Annotated in this window: 16 protein-coding genes and 1 pseudogene; 11 read left to right on the top strand and 6 right to left on the bottom strand. The window is 73.1% G+C overall.

Annotation, left to right across the window (positions count from 1 at the left end; translation table 11 throughout):
• Nucleotides 1-130 precede the first annotated feature (130 nt).
• Nucleotides 131-235: pseudogene (locus tag V2J85_RS26760) on the top strand (carbohydrate ABC transporter permease); the annotation flags it as partial.
• A 42-nt stretch (nucleotides 236-277) separates the two neighbouring features.
• Nucleotides 278-1336 carry a hydroxyacid dehydrogenase gene (locus V2J85_RS26755; RefSeq protein WP_419836839.1) on the top strand — a complete coding sequence of 353 codons (1059 nt, stop codon included), beginning with the start codon at nucleotides 278-280 and terminating at the stop codon, nucleotides 1334-1336.
• Nucleotides 1337-1706: 370 nt separating this feature from the next.
• Here V2J85_RS26755 and groL read toward each other — a convergent pair whose 3' ends face one another.
• Together groL and groES are read right to left on the bottom strand one after the other, a co-directional pair.
• Nucleotides 1707-3332: a chaperonin GroEL gene (gene groL, locus V2J85_RS26750; protein WP_261957570.1), complete on the bottom strand. Its 1626-nt coding sequence runs from the start codon at nucleotides 3330-3332 to the stop codon at nucleotides 1707-1709.
• A gap of 133 nt (nucleotides 3333-3465) precedes the next feature.
• Entirely contained in the window at nucleotides 3466-3774 is a 309-nt protein-coding gene (groES, locus tag V2J85_RS26745) for a co-chaperone GroES (protein WP_261957073.1), read from the bottom strand.
• Nucleotides 3775-4308: 534 nt separating this feature from the next.
• On the opposite strand from groES, the gene V2J85_RS26740 reads away from it, so the two are divergent.
• Nucleotides 4309-5664, top strand: a complete 1356-nt coding sequence (locus tag V2J85_RS26740; RefSeq protein WP_261957569.1) for an FtsW/RodA/SpoVE family cell cycle protein — start codon at nucleotides 4309-4311, stop codon at nucleotides 5662-5664.
• A 500-nt stretch (nucleotides 5665-6164) separates the two neighbouring features.
• Here the strand turns inward: V2J85_RS26740 and V2J85_RS26735 are convergent, their stop codons facing one another.
• Nucleotides 6165-6872 carry a nucleotidyltransferase domain-containing protein gene (locus V2J85_RS26735; protein ID WP_261952280.1) on the bottom strand — a complete coding sequence of 236 codons (708 nt, stop codon included), beginning with the start codon at nucleotides 6870-6872 and terminating at the stop codon, nucleotides 6165-6167.
• A 205-nt stretch (nucleotides 6873-7077) separates the two neighbouring features.
• On the opposite strand from V2J85_RS26735, the gene aroH reads away from it, so the two are divergent.
• The 5 genes from aroH to der all read left to right on the top strand — a co-directional run bounded on the left by aroH (nucleotide 7078) and on the right by der (nucleotide 11591).
• Nucleotides 7078-7440 carry a chorismate mutase gene (gene aroH / locus V2J85_RS26730; RefSeq protein WP_330822991.1) on the top strand — a complete coding sequence of 121 codons (363 nt, stop codon included), beginning with the start codon at nucleotides 7078-7080 and terminating at the stop codon, nucleotides 7438-7440.
• Nucleotides 7437-8522 carry a prephenate dehydrogenase gene (locus V2J85_RS26725; protein ID WP_330822989.1) on the top strand — a complete coding sequence of 362 codons (1086 nt, stop codon included), beginning with the start codon at nucleotides 7437-7439 and terminating at the stop codon, nucleotides 8520-8522. Before aroH ends, V2J85_RS26725 begins: the two co-directional genes overlap by 4 nt.
• A 121-nt stretch (nucleotides 8523-8643) precedes the next feature.
• A complete protein-coding gene (gene cmk, locus V2J85_RS26720; protein WP_410011169.1) occupies nucleotides 8644-9363 on the top strand; it encodes a (d)CMP kinase in 720 nt (239 codons plus the stop codon).
• A 110-nt stretch (nucleotides 9364-9473) separates the two neighbouring features.
• Nucleotides 9474-10061: a lysophospholipid acyltransferase family protein gene (locus V2J85_RS26715; protein WP_261957193.1), complete on the top strand. Its 588-nt coding sequence runs from the start codon at nucleotides 9474-9476 to the stop codon at nucleotides 10059-10061.
• A 69-nt stretch (nucleotides 10062-10130) separates the two neighbouring features.
• Entirely contained in the window at nucleotides 10131-11591 is a 1461-nt protein-coding gene (gene der, locus V2J85_RS26710) for a ribosome biogenesis GTPase Der (protein ID WP_261952284.1), read from the top strand.
• 22 nt (nucleotides 11592-11613) lie between these two features.
• On the opposite strand, the gene V2J85_RS26705 is transcribed toward der, so the two are convergent.
• Together V2J85_RS26705 and V2J85_RS26700 are read right to left on the bottom strand one after the other, a co-directional pair.
• Nucleotides 11614-11958: a hypothetical protein gene (locus V2J85_RS26705; RefSeq protein WP_261952285.1), complete on the bottom strand. Its 345-nt coding sequence runs from the start codon at nucleotides 11956-11958 to the stop codon at nucleotides 11614-11616.
• Nucleotides 11959-12075: 117 nt separating this feature from the next.
• The gene (locus V2J85_RS26700) at nucleotides 12076-12882 is read right to left on the bottom strand and encodes a hypothetical protein (RefSeq protein WP_330822986.1); all 807 of its coding nucleotides are present in this window, start codon (nucleotides 12880-12882) and stop codon (nucleotides 12076-12078) included.
• Between the two features lie 284 nt (nucleotides 12883-13166).
• On the opposite strand from V2J85_RS26700, the gene V2J85_RS26695 reads away from it, so the two are divergent.
• Nucleotides 13167-14168 carry a LysM peptidoglycan-binding domain-containing protein gene (locus V2J85_RS26695; RefSeq protein WP_330822984.1) on the top strand — a complete coding sequence of 334 codons (1002 nt, stop codon included), beginning with the start codon at nucleotides 13167-13169 and terminating at the stop codon, nucleotides 14166-14168.
• On the opposite strand, the gene V2J85_RS26690 is transcribed toward V2J85_RS26695, so the two are convergent.
• Nucleotides 14144-14425, bottom strand: a complete 282-nt coding sequence (locus V2J85_RS26690; RefSeq protein WP_330822982.1) for a hypothetical protein — start codon at nucleotides 14423-14425, stop codon at nucleotides 14144-14146. The two genes, V2J85_RS26695 and V2J85_RS26690, sit on opposite strands and share 25 nt — an antisense overlap.
• A 510-nt stretch (nucleotides 14426-14935) precedes the next feature.
• On the opposite strand from V2J85_RS26690, the gene V2J85_RS26685 reads away from it, so the two are divergent.
• Entirely contained in the window at nucleotides 14936-16195 is a 1260-nt protein-coding gene (locus V2J85_RS26685; protein WP_330822979.1) for a glycosyltransferase family 4 protein, read from the top strand.
• The gene (locus V2J85_RS26680) at nucleotides 16192-17181 is read left to right on the top strand and encodes a hypothetical protein (RefSeq protein WP_261952289.1); all 990 of its coding nucleotides are present in this window, start codon (nucleotides 16192-16194) and stop codon (nucleotides 17179-17181) included. The genes V2J85_RS26685 and V2J85_RS26680 overlap by 4 nt, the downstream gene beginning before the upstream one ends.
• Nucleotides 17182-17343 lie beyond the last annotated feature (162 nt).

Raw genomic sequence — 17343 nt, 5'->3', positions numbered from 1 at the left:
AGGATCGCCGCCATCACGCGCGCTTCCCTCTCACCTGTCAGGCCGTCCATCCAGGAGCCTTGCCATGAGCCCCAGTTGGAGCAGAACCGCCACCGCCTCCGCCACCGCCGCACTCACCCTGCTGGCCGCCCTCGTCGTCACCGGTTCGCGCCTCGCCGTCATCCCGCTGATCGTCGCCTTCATCGCCCTCCAGCGACACTGGAAGGCCGGCCTCACCGCCGGCAGCGGCAAGTGACGGGCCACGACGGGCGACCGCGAAGGAGCACCGTTCATCACTATGCACCCCACCACTGACAATCCAGCCGGACCTGCGGAAATGCCCTCCGTCCGGCCCGCGTTGCTGCTGTCGATGGGCCCCGGCATCGCCGACCGGCTGCTCGACGCCCGCCACCGCACCCGCCTCGCGGCGCTCGCCCGCACCGACCCCGGCCTCGTCGCACACGAGCTGGCCGACCCGTCCCCGGCGGTCGCCGCCGCCCTCGCCGACGCCGAGGTCCTGCTCACCTGCTGGGGCGCGCCGCCGCTCACCGCGCGCGTGCTGGACGCCGCGCCCCGCCTACGCGCGGTCATCCACGCCGCCGGCTCGGTCAAACACCACATCACCGATGCCTGCTGGGAACGCGGCCTCGCGGTCACCTCGGCCGCCGCCGCCAACGCACTGCCGGTCGCCGAGTACACGCTCGCCGCGATCCTGCTCGCCAACAAGCGCGTCCTGCACTCCGCGCACCGTTACCGCACCCTGCGCGGCCCGCACGACTGGCAGCAGGAACTCGCCGGCGCCGGCAACTACCACCGCACCGTCGGTGTCATCGGCGCCTCCCGCATCGGACGCCGCGTCATCGAACTGCTGCACCCCTTCGACCTGCGGGTGCTGCTGCACGACCCGTACGTCGACGCCGCCGAGGCCGCCCGTATGGGGGCCCGTTCCGTACCGCTGGGCACGTTGTGCGCGGACAGCGACGTCGTCACCGTGCACGCCCCGCAGCTGCCCGCGACCCGTCATATGCTCGGCGCCCGGGAACTGGCCCTGATGCCCGACGGGACGACCCTGATCAACACCGCCCGCGGCTCCCTCGTCGACGAGACGGCCCTGCTGCCCGAACTGCTCACCGGCCGCCTCAACGCGGTCCTGGACGTCACCGAGCCCGAACTCCCGCCCCCCGGCTCGCCGTTGTACGACCTGCCGAACGTGCTGCTCACCCCGCACGTCGCCGGCTCCCTCGGCACCGAACTCCACCGCCTGGCCGACCACGCCCTCGACGCCCTCGAACGCTACGCCCGCGGCCTCCCGTTCACCGACCCGGTCCACGCGGAGCACCTGCACCACTCGGCGTGAGCCGGCCTGACCACGCGACCTGACCACGCGGTCTGCCCCGGCCCGACCACTCGACCTGACCACGCGGCCTGCCCCAGCCCGACCACACGACCTGCCTCGACCCGCCCCCCTGACCCGACCCCTCGGACCACCCGGGGCGGTCGCCGGCCCCTGCCCTCCCCGGGCGGGTGCCCCGCTCCCCCGCCCGCGGGTCGCCACCTGACCCGCCCACCCCCCGAAGGGGGGTGGGCGGCGGGGAAACAACGACACAGGTAGGCGGCGGGGAAACAACAGCGCGAAAACCCAGAACCCGGCCCCGCCGAGGCGGGACCGGGTTCGTCGGGTCAGCGAGGGGCGGCGGCAGGGCGCCGCCCCCGGCCCGTAGGACGCGTCAGTGCGCGTGGCCGTGGCCGTGGCCGGCCTCGGCGGGCTCCTCCTCGGCGGGCTTCTCGACGACCAGGGTCTCGGTCGTCAGGAGCAGCGAGGCGATGGAGGCGGCGTTCTCCAGGGCGGAGCGGGTGACCTTCACCGGGTCGATGACGCCGGCCTTGACCAGGTCGCCGTACTCGCCGGTGGCGGCGTTGAAGCCCTGGCCCTTGTCCTGCTCGGCGACCTTGGCGGTGATGACGTAGCCCTCGAGGCCGGCGTTCTCCGCGATCCAGCGCAGCGGCTCGACGACGGCGCGGCGGACGACGGCGACACCGGTGGCCTCGTCGCCCTCCTTGCCGAGGGAGCCGTCCAGCACCTTGGCGGCGTGGACCAGGGCGGAGCCACCACCGGAGACGATGCCCTCCTCGACCGCGGCGCGGGTCGCGGAGATGGCGTCCTCCAGACGGTGCTTCTTCTCCTTGAGCTCGACCTCGGTGGCCGCGCCCACACGGATGACGCACACGCCGCCGGCGAGCTTGGCGAGGCGCTCCTGGAGCTTCTCGCGGTCCCAGTCGGAGTCGGTGGTGTCGATCTCGGCCTTGATCTGGGCGACGCGGCCGGCGACGTCCTCGGCCTTGCCGCCGCCGTCGACGATGGTGGTGTCGTCCTTGGTGACGGTCACGCGGCGGGCGGTGCCCAGCACGTCCAGACCGGCCTGGTCGAGCTTGAGGCCGACCTCCTCGGCGATGACGGTGGCACCGGTGAGGGTGGCCATGTCGCCGAGCATCGCCTTGCGGCGGTCACCGAAGCCGGGGGCCTTGACGGCCACCGCGTTGAAGGTGCCGCGGATCTTGTTGACGACCAGGGTCGACAGGGCCTCGCCCTCGACGTCCTCGGCGATGATCAGCAGCGGCTTGGAGCCACCCGCCTGGATGACCTTCTCCAGCAGCGGCAGCAGGTCCTGGATCGAGGCGATCTTGCCCTGGTGGATCAGGATGTACGGGTCCTCGAGGACGGCCTCCATACGCTCCTGGTCGGTGACCATGTACGGCGAGAGGTAGCCCTTGTCGAAGGCCATGCCCTCGGTGAAGTCGAGCTCCAGGCCGAAGGTGTTGGACTCCTCGACGGTGATCACACCGTCCTTGCCGACCTTGTCCATCGCCTCGGCGATGAGCTCGCCGACCTGCTTGTCCTGGGCGGACAGGCCGGCCACGGCGGCGATGTCGGTCTTGTCGTCGATCGGCCGGGCGGTCGCGAGGAGCTCCTCGGACACGGCCTTGACGGCGGCGTCGATGCCCTTCTTCAGGGCGGCCGGGGAAGCACCCGCGGCGACGTTGCGGAGGCCCTCGCGGACCAGCGCCTGGGCCAGCACGGTGGCGGTGGTGGTGCCGTCACCCGCGATGTCGTTGGTCTTGGTCGCCACCTCCTTGACGAGCTGGGCGCCCAGGTTCTCGTACGGGTCGTCGACCTCGACCTCACGGGCGATGGTGACACCGTCGTTGGTGATGGTCGGGGCGCCGAACTTCTTGTCGATGACGACGTTGCGGCCCTTGGGGCCGATCGTCACCTTGACCGTGTCGGCAAGCTTGTTGACGCCGCGCTCAAGGGCGCGACGGGCGTCCTCGTCGAACTTCAGGATCTTCGCCATGGGTTGCTTCAAGTCCTCTCATTGCGATCCTCGGCACGCAGTGGGGACCGCTGTCTCAAACGGAACTGCGCCCCTGCCCCGGGTTGTTTAGACGCGGGAACCAGGGGCGCAGAACACGGCAAATCTGGGTGACTTACTTCTCGACGATCGCGAGAACGTCGCGAGCCGAGAGAACGAGGTAGTCCTCGTTGTTGTACTTCACCTCGGTGCCGCCGTACTTGCTGTAAAGCACGACGTCGCCAACGGTGACGTCGAGCTCGACGCGCTTGCCGTCCTCGAAGCGGCCCGGGCCCACGGCCAGGACGACGCCCTCCTGGGGCTTCTCCTTGGCGGTGTCCGGAATGACCAGGCCCGAAGCCGTGGTCTGCTCGGCGTCGAGCGGCTGGACCACAATGCGGTCCTCGAGCGGCTTGATGGCAACCTTGGAGCTGGCGGTCGTCACGATCCGACCTCCCCCTTCGGAGATCTCACGGGGTTAACTGTCTGAGGTGGCGACCAGGTGGATCCGTCGTCGCGGGTGCCGGACCTGCCCGTCGCTGTGTGTCTGGCACTCCCCCTCGGAGAGTGCCAACGCCGAGACTATGACGCGGTTAGCACTCGGTCAAGCGGAGTGCCAGCGCGCCGGGGGTGCATCGTGCGGCGCGGGTTGACCAGCGCCCCGTACCGGGAGGACGGGCGGCGTGGATCCCCGCCAAATCGGACACACCTTCCCTTCCCTCGCAACCACGCCACCGGCTGCTTCGTCTACCTCCCCGACTGCCGAGCCGGTGAACCGTGCGCGACGGGTGCGACATGTGCGACGCGCGTTGCGCACGACGTCCGATGCGCACAGCACGTGCGACGCGTGCGACGTGTGCGACGTGTGCGACCCGGTTCCGGCCGGCGGCACTGACCATCGATGGCGGAGGAACCCGTGCGTGGACTGACCAGCGCTTCCCGGGCGGCCGGGGAGCCGGAGAGCGATGCCGAACGCACCATGACGTTCGCGGCGCTCGCCCAGGCACCGAACCGCCGGAGGACCGAGGCCCGGCTGCTCGCCCTCGTCGTCGCGATCGCCGTCTTCGGCTACGCGTACACCGGCCTGTCGATGACCGGCCGGCTGCCCGGCGGGCTGCCCGGATTCGCGGTCAGCATGGTCTTCGTGGCGCTGGTCCCGCACCTGGTCCTGCGCCGCTTCGCCCCGCGCGCCGATCCGCTGATCCTGCCGCTGGCCACGCTGCTGACCGGGATCGGCCTGGTCCTGCTGCACCGCCTGGACCTCACGTACGCCCAGACCCGCCATCCGAAGATCGCCGAGGCGGCCAGCGGGCAGCTGGTGTGGACGGTGATCGGGGTGGCGGTCTGCATCGTCATCCTGCTGGTGCTGCGCGACCACCGCATCCTGCAGCGCTACATCTACCTGACGATGGCGGTGGCGCTGGTGCTCCTGATGGCACCGGCCTTCTTCGGCGCGGACATGTACGGCGCGAAGCGGTGGATCCTGCTCGGGCCGCTGTCGCTCCAGCCCGGCGAGTTCGTGAAGATCATGATCTCGGTGTTCTTCGCCGGCTACCTCACGGTCAACCGCGACGCGCTGGCGCTGGCCGGCCGCCGCGTCATGGGCGTCCAGCTGCCCCCGGGGCGGCAGCTCGGCCCGATCTTCACGATCTGGGTGATCAGCCTGATGGTCCTCATCTTCGAGCGGGACCTGGGCACCTCGCTGATCTTCTTCGGCGTCTTCGTGATCATGCTCTACATGGCCACCGGCCGCACCAGTTGGGTGGTGTGCGGTCTGCTGATGGCCGTCGTCGGCGCGGCTGTCGTCGGCTCCCTCGAACCGCATGTGCACGGCCGGGTGACCGCCTGGCTGGACCCGATGCGCGCGTTCACCAAACAGGGCAGGGCGGAGTTCATGTCCGACCAGCTCGCCCAGGCACTGTTCAGCTTCGGCAGCGGCGGCATCAGCGGCACCGGGCTGGGCCAGGGCCACCCCGAGCTGGTCGGCTTCGCCGGCAACAGCGACTTCATCCTCACCACCGTCGGCGAGGAACTGGGCCTCGCCGGGGTGATGGCCGTCCTGATGCTCTACGTCCTGCTCGCCCAGCGCGGCCTGCGGGTGGGGCTGACCGCCCGCGACCCGTTCAGCAAACTCCTCGCGGTCGGCCTCGCCGGCGCGCTGCTGCTCCAGGTCTTCGTCGTCTCCGGCGGCGTCACCGGCCTCATCCCCCTCACGGGCAAGGCCCTCCCCTTCCTCGCCAAGGGAGGCTCGTCGCTGGTCGCGAACTGGGTGATGGTGGCGGTACTCCTGCGCATCAGCGACCACGCCCAGCGACGACGCGAACCGGTCCGCTAGCGCTTGGCTGTCCTCCCACGTACCCGTCTGCGGCGCCGCGGGGCTCGCTCGCCGTTGCGCGCTTTGCGGCGCCTCGCACGTACCCGTCTGTCCCGCCGTCGTTGTTGCTCGCCGTTGCGCCTGGCGGCGGGCGTTTGTGTTTTGGGTGCGGTGCCGGCCCTCCAGACTTCGTCCTCCGGTCCAGCCCCTCCCGTGAGTGGGAGGTAAGAGCTGGTTGGGGGCGGGCGTAATCCGTTGCCTGCGCGCACGTAGGCATTACGTGCACCCCCACCGGCCCAAACTTTCCCTCTCACGGGAGGGGACGGGCCGGAGGGGCCGGTTGTGTGGACGTAAAGCGTCAGCAGTCCACACAACCGGCCCCGGAGGCCCGTCACCGCACCCGACAACCACCCAGCCCGCCGCAGGCGCAACGGCGAGACGACCCGCGGCGGGAGAGACGGGTACGTGGGAGGCGCCGCAAAGCGCGCAACGGCGAGCAAGCCCCGCGGCGGGAAAGACGGCTACGTGGGAGGACAACCAATCGCCGAGGAACGACGAGCCCGGAACAAGAAATCAGCCACCCGGGCCCGGTCCGGTTCGGGTGGCAAGGGGGAACCGGACACCGCCGCGTCGGCCTCCTCGGCCAGGCGGGCCATCCGTCGTTCGACCGCCTCCCAGGTCACCTCGCCCCGCCGGACCGCCAGCAGTTCGGCGCGGTCGTCGCCGACGTCCAGCGTGAGCGCGCCCGTACGCAGCAGGTCGCGGGCGCTCGCCAGCAGGCGCAGCAGATGCATGGCGTGCTTCCAGCGGGGCGCCCCGTGCCGGCGGAGATCGGCGCGCAGCTGTTTGAGCTGCCCGGTGGCGTAGCCCGTGAACGTGCGGTGGACCTGGCGGGAGAGGAACGCCGCGCGCAGCGACAGCAGCTCGCGGCCGGTGGCGTCGATGCGCTCCACGAAGGGGGAGTGCAGGCACTCCAGGGCGGTGGGGTTGGCCCGCAGCGCCAGCTGGCAGAAGCGTTCCAGCTCCCAGGAGAACTCCTCCTCGCGCGGCCCCTCCACATGGGTCGGCGGCTTCTCGAAGCCCCAGAAGAGGCGGGTGGGCGCGAGATACACCCCGCGCCGGTCGGTGTCACTGCTCTCCGTCGCCAGCCCGAAGGCCCGCGAGCCCATCACACAGGCGTAGACGGTGTGCTCGGTGACCAGAGCGTGGTCTGCGGCGGCTGCGGACATGGCGGCGATTGTCGCTGGTGGGAGGGGGAATGTCACCAGGTTTGCGGCGGACGGCCGGGACCGGTCCGGTGCGTTCCGGCCGGGTCCGGCGCGGAGCCGGCCGGGCGGTCGGCCGTCGCGTACGGAATGTCGGTGCGGCTGGTTACGCTGAGCAGTGAAGCGCACGGATGTGTGGCGCGGCTCGAGGACGCAGGGGAGCAGTGACGTGGCGGTACGAGCGGTCCGGGGGGCCGTCCAGCTGGGGCGGGACGACGCGGAGCACATGCAGGAGCAGGTCGGTGAGCTGCTCACCGCCATCCTGGAGCGCAACGGACTGCTCGCCGACGACCTGATCAGCGTGTGGTTCACGGCCACCCCGGATCTGCACAGCGACTTCCCGGCCGCCGCCGCCCGCGCCCTCGGCATCACCGACGTCCCGCTGATCTGCGCCCAGGAACTGGACGTCGACGGCGCCATGGAGCGCGTGGTGCGGGTGCTCGCCCATGTGGAGACCGAGCTGTCGAAGACCGGGATCGCCCATGTCTACCTCGGTGCAGCCGGGGCGCTGCGAAAGGACATCGCGCAGTGAGGACCGCACTCGTCATCGGAACCGGCCTGATCGGCACCTCGGCCGCGCTCGCCCTCGGCGCGCGCGGCGTGCAGGTCTATCTGGAGGACCACGACCAGGCCCAGGCCCTGACCGCCGCCGCGCTCGGCGCGGGCACCGCCGAGCAGCCCCCGGGGCCGGTCGATCTGGCCGTGGTGGCCGTGCCGCCGGCCCATGTCGCGTCGGCGCTTGCCGATGCCATCCGGCGCGGGGCGGCCCGCGGGTACATCGACGTGGCCAGCGTCAAGGGCGGCCCGCGCCGTGAGCTGGAGGCGATGGGCTGCGACCTGAGCGCCTACCTGGGCACGCACCCGATGGCCGGCAAGGAGCGCTCCGGCCCGCTGGCCGCCACCGCCGACCTCTTCGAGGGCCGCCCCTGGGTGCTCACCCCGGCCCCCGGCGGCGACACCGAGGTGCTCAATCTCGCCCTGGAGCTGGTCGCGCTCTGCCGGGCCGTCCCGGTCGTGATGGACGCGGACGCCCACGACCGCGCCGTCGCCCTGGTCTCGCACACCCCCCAGCTGCTCTCCAGCCTGGTCGCCGCCCGCCTCAAGGGCGCCGACGAGACCGCCGTCCGGCTCTGCGGCCAGGGCATCCGGGACGTGACCCGGATCGCGGCCTCCGACCCGGCGATGTGGATCGACATCCTCTCCGCCAACCCCGGTCCGGTCGCGGACGTGCTCGCCGAGATCGCCGCCGATCTGGACGAGACCGTCCGGTCCCTGCGCGCCCTGGAGTCCGCCGACGAGGAGAAGCGCGGCGGCGGCGCCACCGGCATCGAGGACGTCCTGCGGCGCGGCAACGCCGGCCGCGAGCGGGTCCCCGGCAAGCACGGCGCCGCCCCGGCCGCGTACGAGATCGTCGCCGTGTACATCGGCGACCAGCCCGGCGAGCTGGCCCGGATCTTCGCCGACGCCGGCCGCGCCGGGGTCAACATCGAGGACGTCCGCATCGAGCACGCCACCGGTCAGCAGGCCGGTTTCATCCAGCTGATGGTCGAGCCGAAGGCGGTCCCGGGGCTGACCGCGGAGCTGCGGGAGCGGGGCTGGTCCATCCGGCAGTGACGTCCCGGTCCCGCCCGGCCGGGACGCGGTGGACGGCGCCGTCCGGGTGAGCCAGTAACCTTGGGCGAGGCCCTCATGGCCCTTGGACCCCGCCCCGTGTACCAGAAAGGTGTTCGTCACCGTGGAAACCGCCGCCCGGACCGCCCCGGCTGCAGTGATTGTCGCCATCGACGGCCCCGCAGGCACGGGCAAGTCCAGCACGTCCAAGTCCGTCGCCGCCAAGCTGGGCCTCGGCTACCTCGACACCGGCGCCCAGTACCGCGCGATCACGTGGTGGATGCTGAACAACGGCATCGATGTGAACGACGCCACGGCGGTGGCCGACGCCGCCGCCAAGCCCGTGATCGTCTCCGGCACGGACCCGTCCGCCCCGACCATCACGGTCGACGGCCTGGACGCGGCGGGCCCGATCCGCACCCAGGAGGTCACCGCCGCGGTCAGCGCCGTCAGCGCGGTCCCCGAGGTGCGGTCCCTGATCACCGACCTGCAGCGCTCCATCGCCGCCGCGGCCCCGAACGGCATCGTCGTCGAGGGCCGGGACATCGGCAGCACGGTCCTGCCCGACGCCGACCTCAAGGTCTTCCTCACCGCCTCGCCCGAGGCGCGGGCGGCCCGCCGCAGCGGCGAGCTCAAGGGCAAGGAGGCCGCGGACCTGGCGGCCACCCGCGAGGCGCTGATCAAGCGGGACACCGCCGACTCCTCCCGCAAGACCTCGCCGCTGGCCAAGGCGGACGACGCGGTCGAGGTGGACACCACCGAGCTCACCCTCGACCAGGTCATCGAGTGCGTGGTCACCCTCATCGAGGGCGCCAGCGCCGAAAAGGCGGGACTCGCCCGGTGACCGACACGGGGGCACCGAGCGCCACCGGCGCCGGCGCCGGGGCCGGGCAGGCGTCCGGAGTCCCGAGCGCCACCGGTGCCGCGGTCGGCCGGCGGATCGGCATCGGGCTGATGTACGGCCTGTGGCGGCCGCGGGTGCTGGGCGCCTGGCGGGTGCCGTCCACCGGCCCGGTGATCCTCGCCGTCAACCACTCGCACGGCATCGACGGCCCGATGCTGATGGGCACCGCGCCGCGGCCGGTGCACTTCCTGATCAAGAAGGAAGCCTTCGTCGGCCCGCTGGACCCGTTCCTGCGGGGCATCGGGCAGCTGAAGGTGGACCGCAGCGCCGCCGACCGCAAGGCGATCACCGACGCGCTCGCGGTGCTGGCGCACGGCGGGGTGCTGGGGATCTTCCCGGAGGGCACCCGCGGCGCGGGCGACTTCGCGTCCCTGCGGGCGGGCCTGGCGTACTTCGCGGTGCGCTCCGGCGCCTCCGTCGTGCCGGTGGCGGTCCTCGGCGGCGCGGACCGCCGCAGCCGGCTCACACCGGCCGTACCGCCGCTGCGCAGCCGCGTCGACGTCGTCTTCGGCGACGCCTTCGAGGCGGGCGACGGCAGTGGCCGGCGCACCCGTAAGGCGCTCGACGAGGCGACCGTACGGATCCAGGAGCGGCTGACCGCCCACCTGGCAGCGGCCAGGCGCCTGACCGGGCGCTGACCGAAACTTGAGTAGTGGGCCGCGGACGAGCGGCCCACCGATCACGATGATGAACGAGGAACGGACTTCATGAACGACCAGATCCCCACCGGCGACGAGCACGGTGCGCTTGGCGACGCCGAGTACGCGGAGTTCATGGAGCTCGCCGCGCAGGAGGGCTTCGACCTCGAGGAGGTCGAGGGCGACATCGCCGCGGCCGGCCACGGCCCGCTGCCCGTCCTCGCCGTCATCGGCCGCCCCAACGTCGGTAAGTCGACACTGGTGAACCGCATCATCGGCCGTCGTGAGGCGGTCGTCGAGGACAAGCCGGGCGTCACCCGCGACCGGGTCACCTACGAGGCGGACTGGAACGGCCGCCGCTTCAAGGTCGTCGACACCGGCGGCTGGGAGCAGGACGTCCTCGGCATCGACGCGTCCGTGGCGATGCAGGCCGAGTTCGCCATCGAGGCCGCCGACGCGGTGGTCTTCGTCGTCGACGCCAAGGTGGGCGCGACCGACACCGACGAGGCCGTCGTCAAGCTGCTGCGCCGGGCCGGCAAGCCGGTCGTGCTGGTCGCCAACAAGGTCGACGGCCCGTCCGGCGAGGCCGACGCGGCCATGCTGTGGTCGCTGGGCCTCGGCGAGCCGCACCCGGTCTCCGCGCTGCACGGCCGGGGCACCGGCGACATGCTCGACGCGGCGCTGGAGGCGCTGCCCGAGGCGCCCGCGCAGACCTTCGGCCAGGCCGTCGGCGGGCCGCGCCGGGTCGCGCTGATCGGCCGCCCGAACGTCGGCAAGTCCTCGCTGCTGAACAAGGTCGCCGGTGAGGAGCGGGTGGTCGTCAACGAACTGGCCGGCACCACCCGCGACCCGGTCGACGAGCTGATCCAACTCGGCGGCAAGACCTGGAAGTTCGTGGACACCGCCGGTATCCGCCGCCGGGTGCACCTCCAGGAGGGCGCGGACTACTACGCCTCGCTGCGCACCGCGGCGGCCGTGGAGAAGGCCGAGGTCGCGGTCGTCCTGATCGACGCGGGGGAGTCCATCAGCGTCCAGGACCAGCGGATCATCACGATGGCCGTGGAGGCCGGCCGGGCCCTGGTCATCGCCTACAACAAGTGGGACAACCTCGACGAGGAGCGCCGCTTCTACCTGGAGCGGGAGATCGAGCGGGACCTCGTCCAGGTCCCGTGGGCGATGCGGGTGAACGTCTCCGCGCGCACCGGCCGCCACATGGAGAAGCTGGTCCCGGCCATCGAGACCGCGCTGGCCGGCTGGGAGACCCGTATCCCCACCGGCCGGCTGAACGCCTTCCTCGGTGAGATCGTCGCTTCCCACCCGCACCCGATCCGCGGCGGCAAGCAGCCCCGCATCCTCTTCGGCACCCAGGCCGGCACCAAGCCGCCCCGCTTCGTCCTCTTCGCCTCCGGCTTCCTCGAGGCCGGCTACCGCCGCTTCATCGAGCGCCGCCTGCGCGAGGAGTTCGGTTTCGAGGGCACGCCGATCCACATTTCCGTGCGGGTGCGGGAGAAGCGCAGCAAGAAGAAGTAGCGGCTGCCGGTGCCCCGGGGCCTCAGGGGTGGCGGGGGTGGGCGTCCCGGGGGCTCGGGGGGAGGGCCGGGAGGTGGCTGCGGGGGTGCTGGTACGGCTGGCGGCCGACGACCTCCCAGTGGCCCGTGGGCGCCGTCGTACGGCTCCAACTCCCGGTGCCGCGCAGCACTTCCGAGGTCTCCGGCTCGTCCGTGCGGTCCCCGGGCAGGGCCCGGAAGGAGCGGCGGTACTCGGCGTACAACGCGTCGTAGATCGGCGTGGCGGAACCACGGTCGGTCGGGTGCGTCGTCCCGTGTTCGTGCGACGGGCGCATGCCGGGGATCGGGTGGGTGTACGGGGCGCGGGAGGAGGGGTCGTATGCGTGCACGTATGTGCCAACGACCCCGATGGCCGCGGGATGCGGCCTGTGCGCGGAAATGGCTGATCGCGGGGGCGGGACCGGCCGAAACGACGGTCCTGCCCCCGCGATCGGGTGCCGGGTCGGTCAGGTGCCGGCCAGCGGCATGGCCGCGGCGACCAGCTTGCCCTGCGCGGCGGCCCCCTCCAGCGCCTGCCGCATGAGGTCCTCGCGCGGCTGGTGGCCGATGGTGCCCGTGGGCGCGGCGTACATCAGCACGGTCTGGGCCTTGTTGGCCGCGGTGCGCCAGCCGTCCGACACGGCCAGCGGCTGGTGGGCCTGCCACCAGGCGGCCTGGCTGCCGCCGCTGCCCGGCTGCAGCACGGCGTGCAGCTTGCCCATCGCCAGCAGGGCCGACCAGCCCGGGATCATGGCGGGGAGCTTGTTCATGTCCGACACCGGCTGGAAGCCCTGCTCCAGGAGCAGCGGCAGGAAGTCGTCGTCCGGGCCGACCGAGCCGGGACGGGCGATCGGGCCGTCCGGTTCGACGACCAGGGCCGGGCGCAGATCGTCCTCGACGAGCACCAGACCGCAGGTGATCCCGAGGGTGGCCTGGCGTTCATTCGTGGGGATCGGAGCGGCCGCCGGGGCCTCCACTCCGGAACCGGGGGCGGCGTCCTCTCCGGTGATGGAGCGCACGGCTCCCTGGAGCTGCTCCTCCGATACCGGGACGACCTGGGAGGGGATGCAGGTGGCATGGGCGAACGCGAGCACCGCGGTCTCCTCGCCCACGAACAGGACGGTGCTGGTGCGCTCCTGCTCGCTGTCTCCGGGGGTCCGGCAGGAGGTGCAGTCGTAGCTGCCGGGGGCGTCGCCACCGGCCAGCAGGCGGTCGGCTTCTTCGTCGCCGATCTCGGCGCGAACGTCGTCGCTGACGTCGAGCATGCGCGGCACGGGTGGCTCCTCGATCTCTGTGCGTCTGCCGGGCGGTCTCCCGGCTCGTACAAGGACAACGGGCGACCTGCGGCAGGGGTCACGCGACGACGGGAACAGAATCGAACCATTCCCCGCACAGAGGAGAACTGCGGAAAGTCACCCGTTGGGCGATCACGTACGGACATGTTCTGCGCAAGGCATGGCGCAGTCGGCCGCGTTCCGTACACCGGAGCGGGTGGGAGCGGGCCCTCGCGGGCGCGGCGCGCGAGCCGGCCGGGGGTGCCTGCTTACCGTCACCGGCTATGTCGGACAACTCTTCGGCCGCACGGCGTGTCGTGGCAACCGTCGGGAGGCTCACCGCGGCGGCCGCCGCCCTCGTCCTCGGCCTGTGCCCGCCCGGTGCCGCCGCCGAGGTCCCGTACGACGGCGGCGGCGCGCCCGCGCCGGTGCGGGCCCGGCACGCCTGTGCCGGCAACGACTGGCCCTGGGCCTGCCTCGCCGAGTGCGAGAGCAGCGGCGACTGGCACATCAACACCGGCAACACCTTCTACGGCGGGCTGCAGTTCTGGCAGCCCACCTGGGAGGCGTTCGGCGGGCTGGCCTTCGCGCGGCGGGCCGACCTCGCGACCCGTAAGGAGCAGATCCTGGTCGCGAAGAAGGTGCAGGCCGCGCAGGGCTGGGGCGCCTGGCCGGTCTGCGCCAGGCGCTACGGGCTGATCAGCGACGACCGGACCTATGTCGTCCGGCGCGGCGACACGCTGGGCAAGATCGCCCGCAGCCTGCACGTCAAGGGCGGCTGGCGGGCGCTCTACAAGGCCAACCGCGCCGCCCTGGGCGATGATCCGCGCCGGCTGAAGGCCGGCCTCACGCTGCGGATCCCGGGAACCCCGGAAAGCCCGGGGACCGATCCGGCCCGGCGGCCCACCGGCCCCGGCCCGGTGACACCGAGCGGGAACGAGAACGGTGTGGTGCCACCGGTGGCCGAGACGGCCGACGGGGTGCCTCCGGTGGCCGAGACGGTCGACGCGGTACCACCGGAGACCAGGCCGGCTGGCCCGTTGCCGCCGGAGACCAAGCCGGTCGCTTCCACGCCGCCTCAGGCGGTCGCCACGGATGGTTCTGCACCGCCTCAGGAGGTCCCGCCGGTCGGCGCGGCGTCACCTGCGAGTACGGCGGGCGGTCCGCCGCCGCAAGGGGACCGGCCCGGAGGTGTGGCGCCACCGGGGGCCCCGCCGGCCGGTTCCGCGTCTCAAGGGGCGCAGACCGTCGGCCCGCCGGCTCAGGGCACCCAGACCGCCAAGTAGGTCGTGAAGACGCCGGAGTCGCAGGAGTAGGCGGGCCAGCGGCCCTGGCGGCGGCCGGCCTCGCCGATGGCGCGGCACTCGGTCCGGCCGGCCAGGGAGCGGGAGAAGGTGTCGTACCGGGCCCAGTGGCCCGAGGGGGGCCGGGGTGCGGATGCGCCGCCGTCCTGGTCGGCCGCGCTCGCCGGGCCGGCCACCACGAGGCCGCCGACCGCCAGTAAGGCGGCCGCCACCGCCGTGCCCCATCGTCTGATCCTCACCGGTTCCTCCTCGGCGGCCCGGCACCTCCCCCGGTGCGGGCCGGACCGTCGCGGTTCGGCTGCTCCCCCGTTCGAGCAGACGAAGTGCCCCACCGTGCCCCGGCGTCGGACGCCGGGCGCCGCAACGGCCCCGTACAGGCTTCCGGTTGGGCCGGGGCTCCGGCAAGGTGGAGCCCGGGCCGGATCCGGACAGAATCCGGGGGCGGCCGCGGCGGAGAATGACCGATACGCGGGTGGTGGAGTCCGGCCGTCCGCCGCCGCCACGCCGTGGGGCACTTCGTCGTAGCGCGCCAACGCGGCCGGGCCGGACGGGACTTCCGGCGGAAGGGTTCCGTCCCACCGCTACCGATGGCCTAACTCTTTCGGCACATCTTGGCCAAAGTCCCCAACCCGGAACCAGGTTGTGCGGTCTTCGCGTTCAGAGAAGGGGATGCCTTGCGCGGGGGAGGGGTGCGCGCGGCGACCGCGGGGAGAGCGGGACGACCGGAAGACCATGGGGACACAGGGACGATGCACATCTCATTCCTGATACACAACGCCTACGGCATCGGGGGGACGATCCGTACGACGTGCACGCTGGCGCGTACGCTCGCCGAGCAGCACGACGTCGAGATCGTGTCCGTCCTGCGCCACCGCGACGCCCCCGTCTTCGACCCCGGACCGCGGGTCGCGCTGCGGCACCTCGTCGACCTCAGGGAAACCGGGCCCGGCTTCGACGGCGACGACCCGGCGCACGCCCGGCCCGCGAAGGTCTTCCCGGCCGCGGAGCGCCGCTACGACCAGTACAGCGAGCTCACCGACCGGCGGATAGCCCAGCACCTGCGCCGGATCGAGGCCGATGTGGTGGTCGGCACCCGGCCCGGGCTGAACGTGCACCTCGCCCGGCAGACGCGGCGCGGCCCGGTGCGTATCGGCCAGGAACATCTGACCCTCGACACCCACAGCCGGGCGCTCAAACTGGCGCTGCGCGGGGCCTATCCGCGGCTGGACGCGGTCACCACCGTCACGGAGGCCGACGCCCGCGCCTACCGCCGCAGGCTGCGGCTGCCGGGCGTACGCGTCGAGGCGGTGCCCAACGGCGTGCCCGCGCCCGCGCTGCCGCCCGCCGACGGCACCGGGAAGGTCGTCGTCGCGGCCGGCCGACTCGCCCCCGTCAAGCGCTACGACGTCCTGATCCGGGCCTTCGCCCGGGTCGCCGCCGAGCGCCCGGACTGGCGGCTGCGGATCTACGGCGGCGGGGCCGAGAAGGCCGCGCTGCGGTCGCTGATCGACGAACTCGGGCTGTACAACCACGTCTTCCTGATGGGCCCGGCCCATCCCCTGGAGGCCGAGTGGGCCAAGGGCTCGATCGCCGCGGTCTCCTCCAGCATGGAGGCGTTCGGCATGACGATCGTCGAGGCGATGCGGTGCGGACTGCCGGTCGTCGCCACGGACTGCCCGCACGGCCCCGGCGAGATCATCGCCGACGGGGTGGACGGCCGGCTGGTGCCGGTCGGCGACCCGGAGGCGATGGCCGGCGCGCTGCTGACGCTGATCGGCGACGACGCCGCCCGCCGCCGGATGGGCACCGCCGCCCTCGCCGCGTCCGCCCGCTTCGACCCCGCCCGGATCGCCGCACGCCACGAGGCGCTCTTCGGCGACCTGCTGGCGCGCCGACGCGCCAGCCGGCTGCACGGCGGTCTGCACCGCGCCCGGGGAGCGCTGCTCAGCGGCGCCTACGCCACGAAGGACGCGGCCCGCGCCGCGCTGGGAGGGGTGCGCACGGCATGACCGCGTCGCGCCAGTTGACCTGGACCGGAGACGAGACGAAGGAGTCGGCCGCCATCGATCAGGAAGCCACGGCCGTGAGCGGCGCGGCACCCGACGGACGCGAACGGCGGGCCGGGCGGCAGAAGCGGGCGGACGGCACGGCCGCGCCCGCCGAGCTGCGCGCCGACTGCATCGCGGACTCCGCCGGGGGCCTCACCTTCGACCTGACCGCCCCGCAGGACACCGCGCCCGCCTGGAGCGCGGCGCTGGTGCTGCGGCGGCGCGGCGGCGACGGCGCGGACGACGAGGTCCGGCTGCCGCTCGGCCCGAACGGCGCCGGCCGGCTGCGGGCCGTGCTGCCCAGCACCGTCGCGCTCGCCGAGGGCCGCTGGAACGCCTATGCCGACCTCGGCGACGGCAGCGCGCTGCGGCGCCTGCAGCCCGGGGTCAACGACCTGCGGTCGCTGGTGGACCGCCGTCCGCTGGCCGGCATCGGCCGGCTCGGGGTCCGCATCCCGTACGCGACCAAGCTCGGCAACCTCGCGCTGCGCAGCTGGCTGCGCGGGCCGCACGCCGAGGCCGGGGACATCCTCGTCACGCCGGACGGCATGACGGTCTCCGGGCGGCTCTACGGCGCCGCCCCGGCCGCCGGCGCCCTGGCCGAGGCCCGCGCCCGGCGCGCCGCCGGCTCCCCGGAGACGGCCCCGGCGCCCGTCACCGTCCCGCTGACCGTCGACGGCGCGGAGTTCTGCTTCACGCTGCCCTACGAGGAGCTGGCCGCCCGCTGGGCGCACGGCACCGAGCCCTGGGACCTGTGGCTGCGCCCCGCCGAGGGCGCCCGGCCGGTCCGGATCGCCCGGCTCCTCGACGACGTCGCCGACAAGAAGCAGGTCTTCAGCTACCCGGCGCTGCCGGTGGCCTCGGCCGCGGCGCAGCTCCGCATCGGCCCGTACTACACGCTCGACAACGACCTGGCCGTTCGGGTCGCCGGTCCGGACGCGGGCTGAGCCGGACGCCGGCGGAGCCCGGGGCGCGCAAGCCCGGTCGGCGGGGACGCCGGCCGGGCTTCCGCATGCCCGCCCGCGCCGGCCCGCCCGCCCCGCCGTCCCCGCTGCCCGGTCGGCCGCGCCGCCGCGGTGCGATGTGCGGGAAATGTGTGTGGAGTGTGG

It is taken from the genome of Streptomyces bugieae (genome assembly GCF_036352915.1).
GTDB lineage: Bacteria > Actinomycetota > Actinomycetes > Streptomycetales > Streptomycetaceae > Streptomyces > Streptomyces endophytica.
Note: the sequence above shows the minus strand (reverse complement) of the source record. Positions and strands in the feature narration are given on the sequence as shown.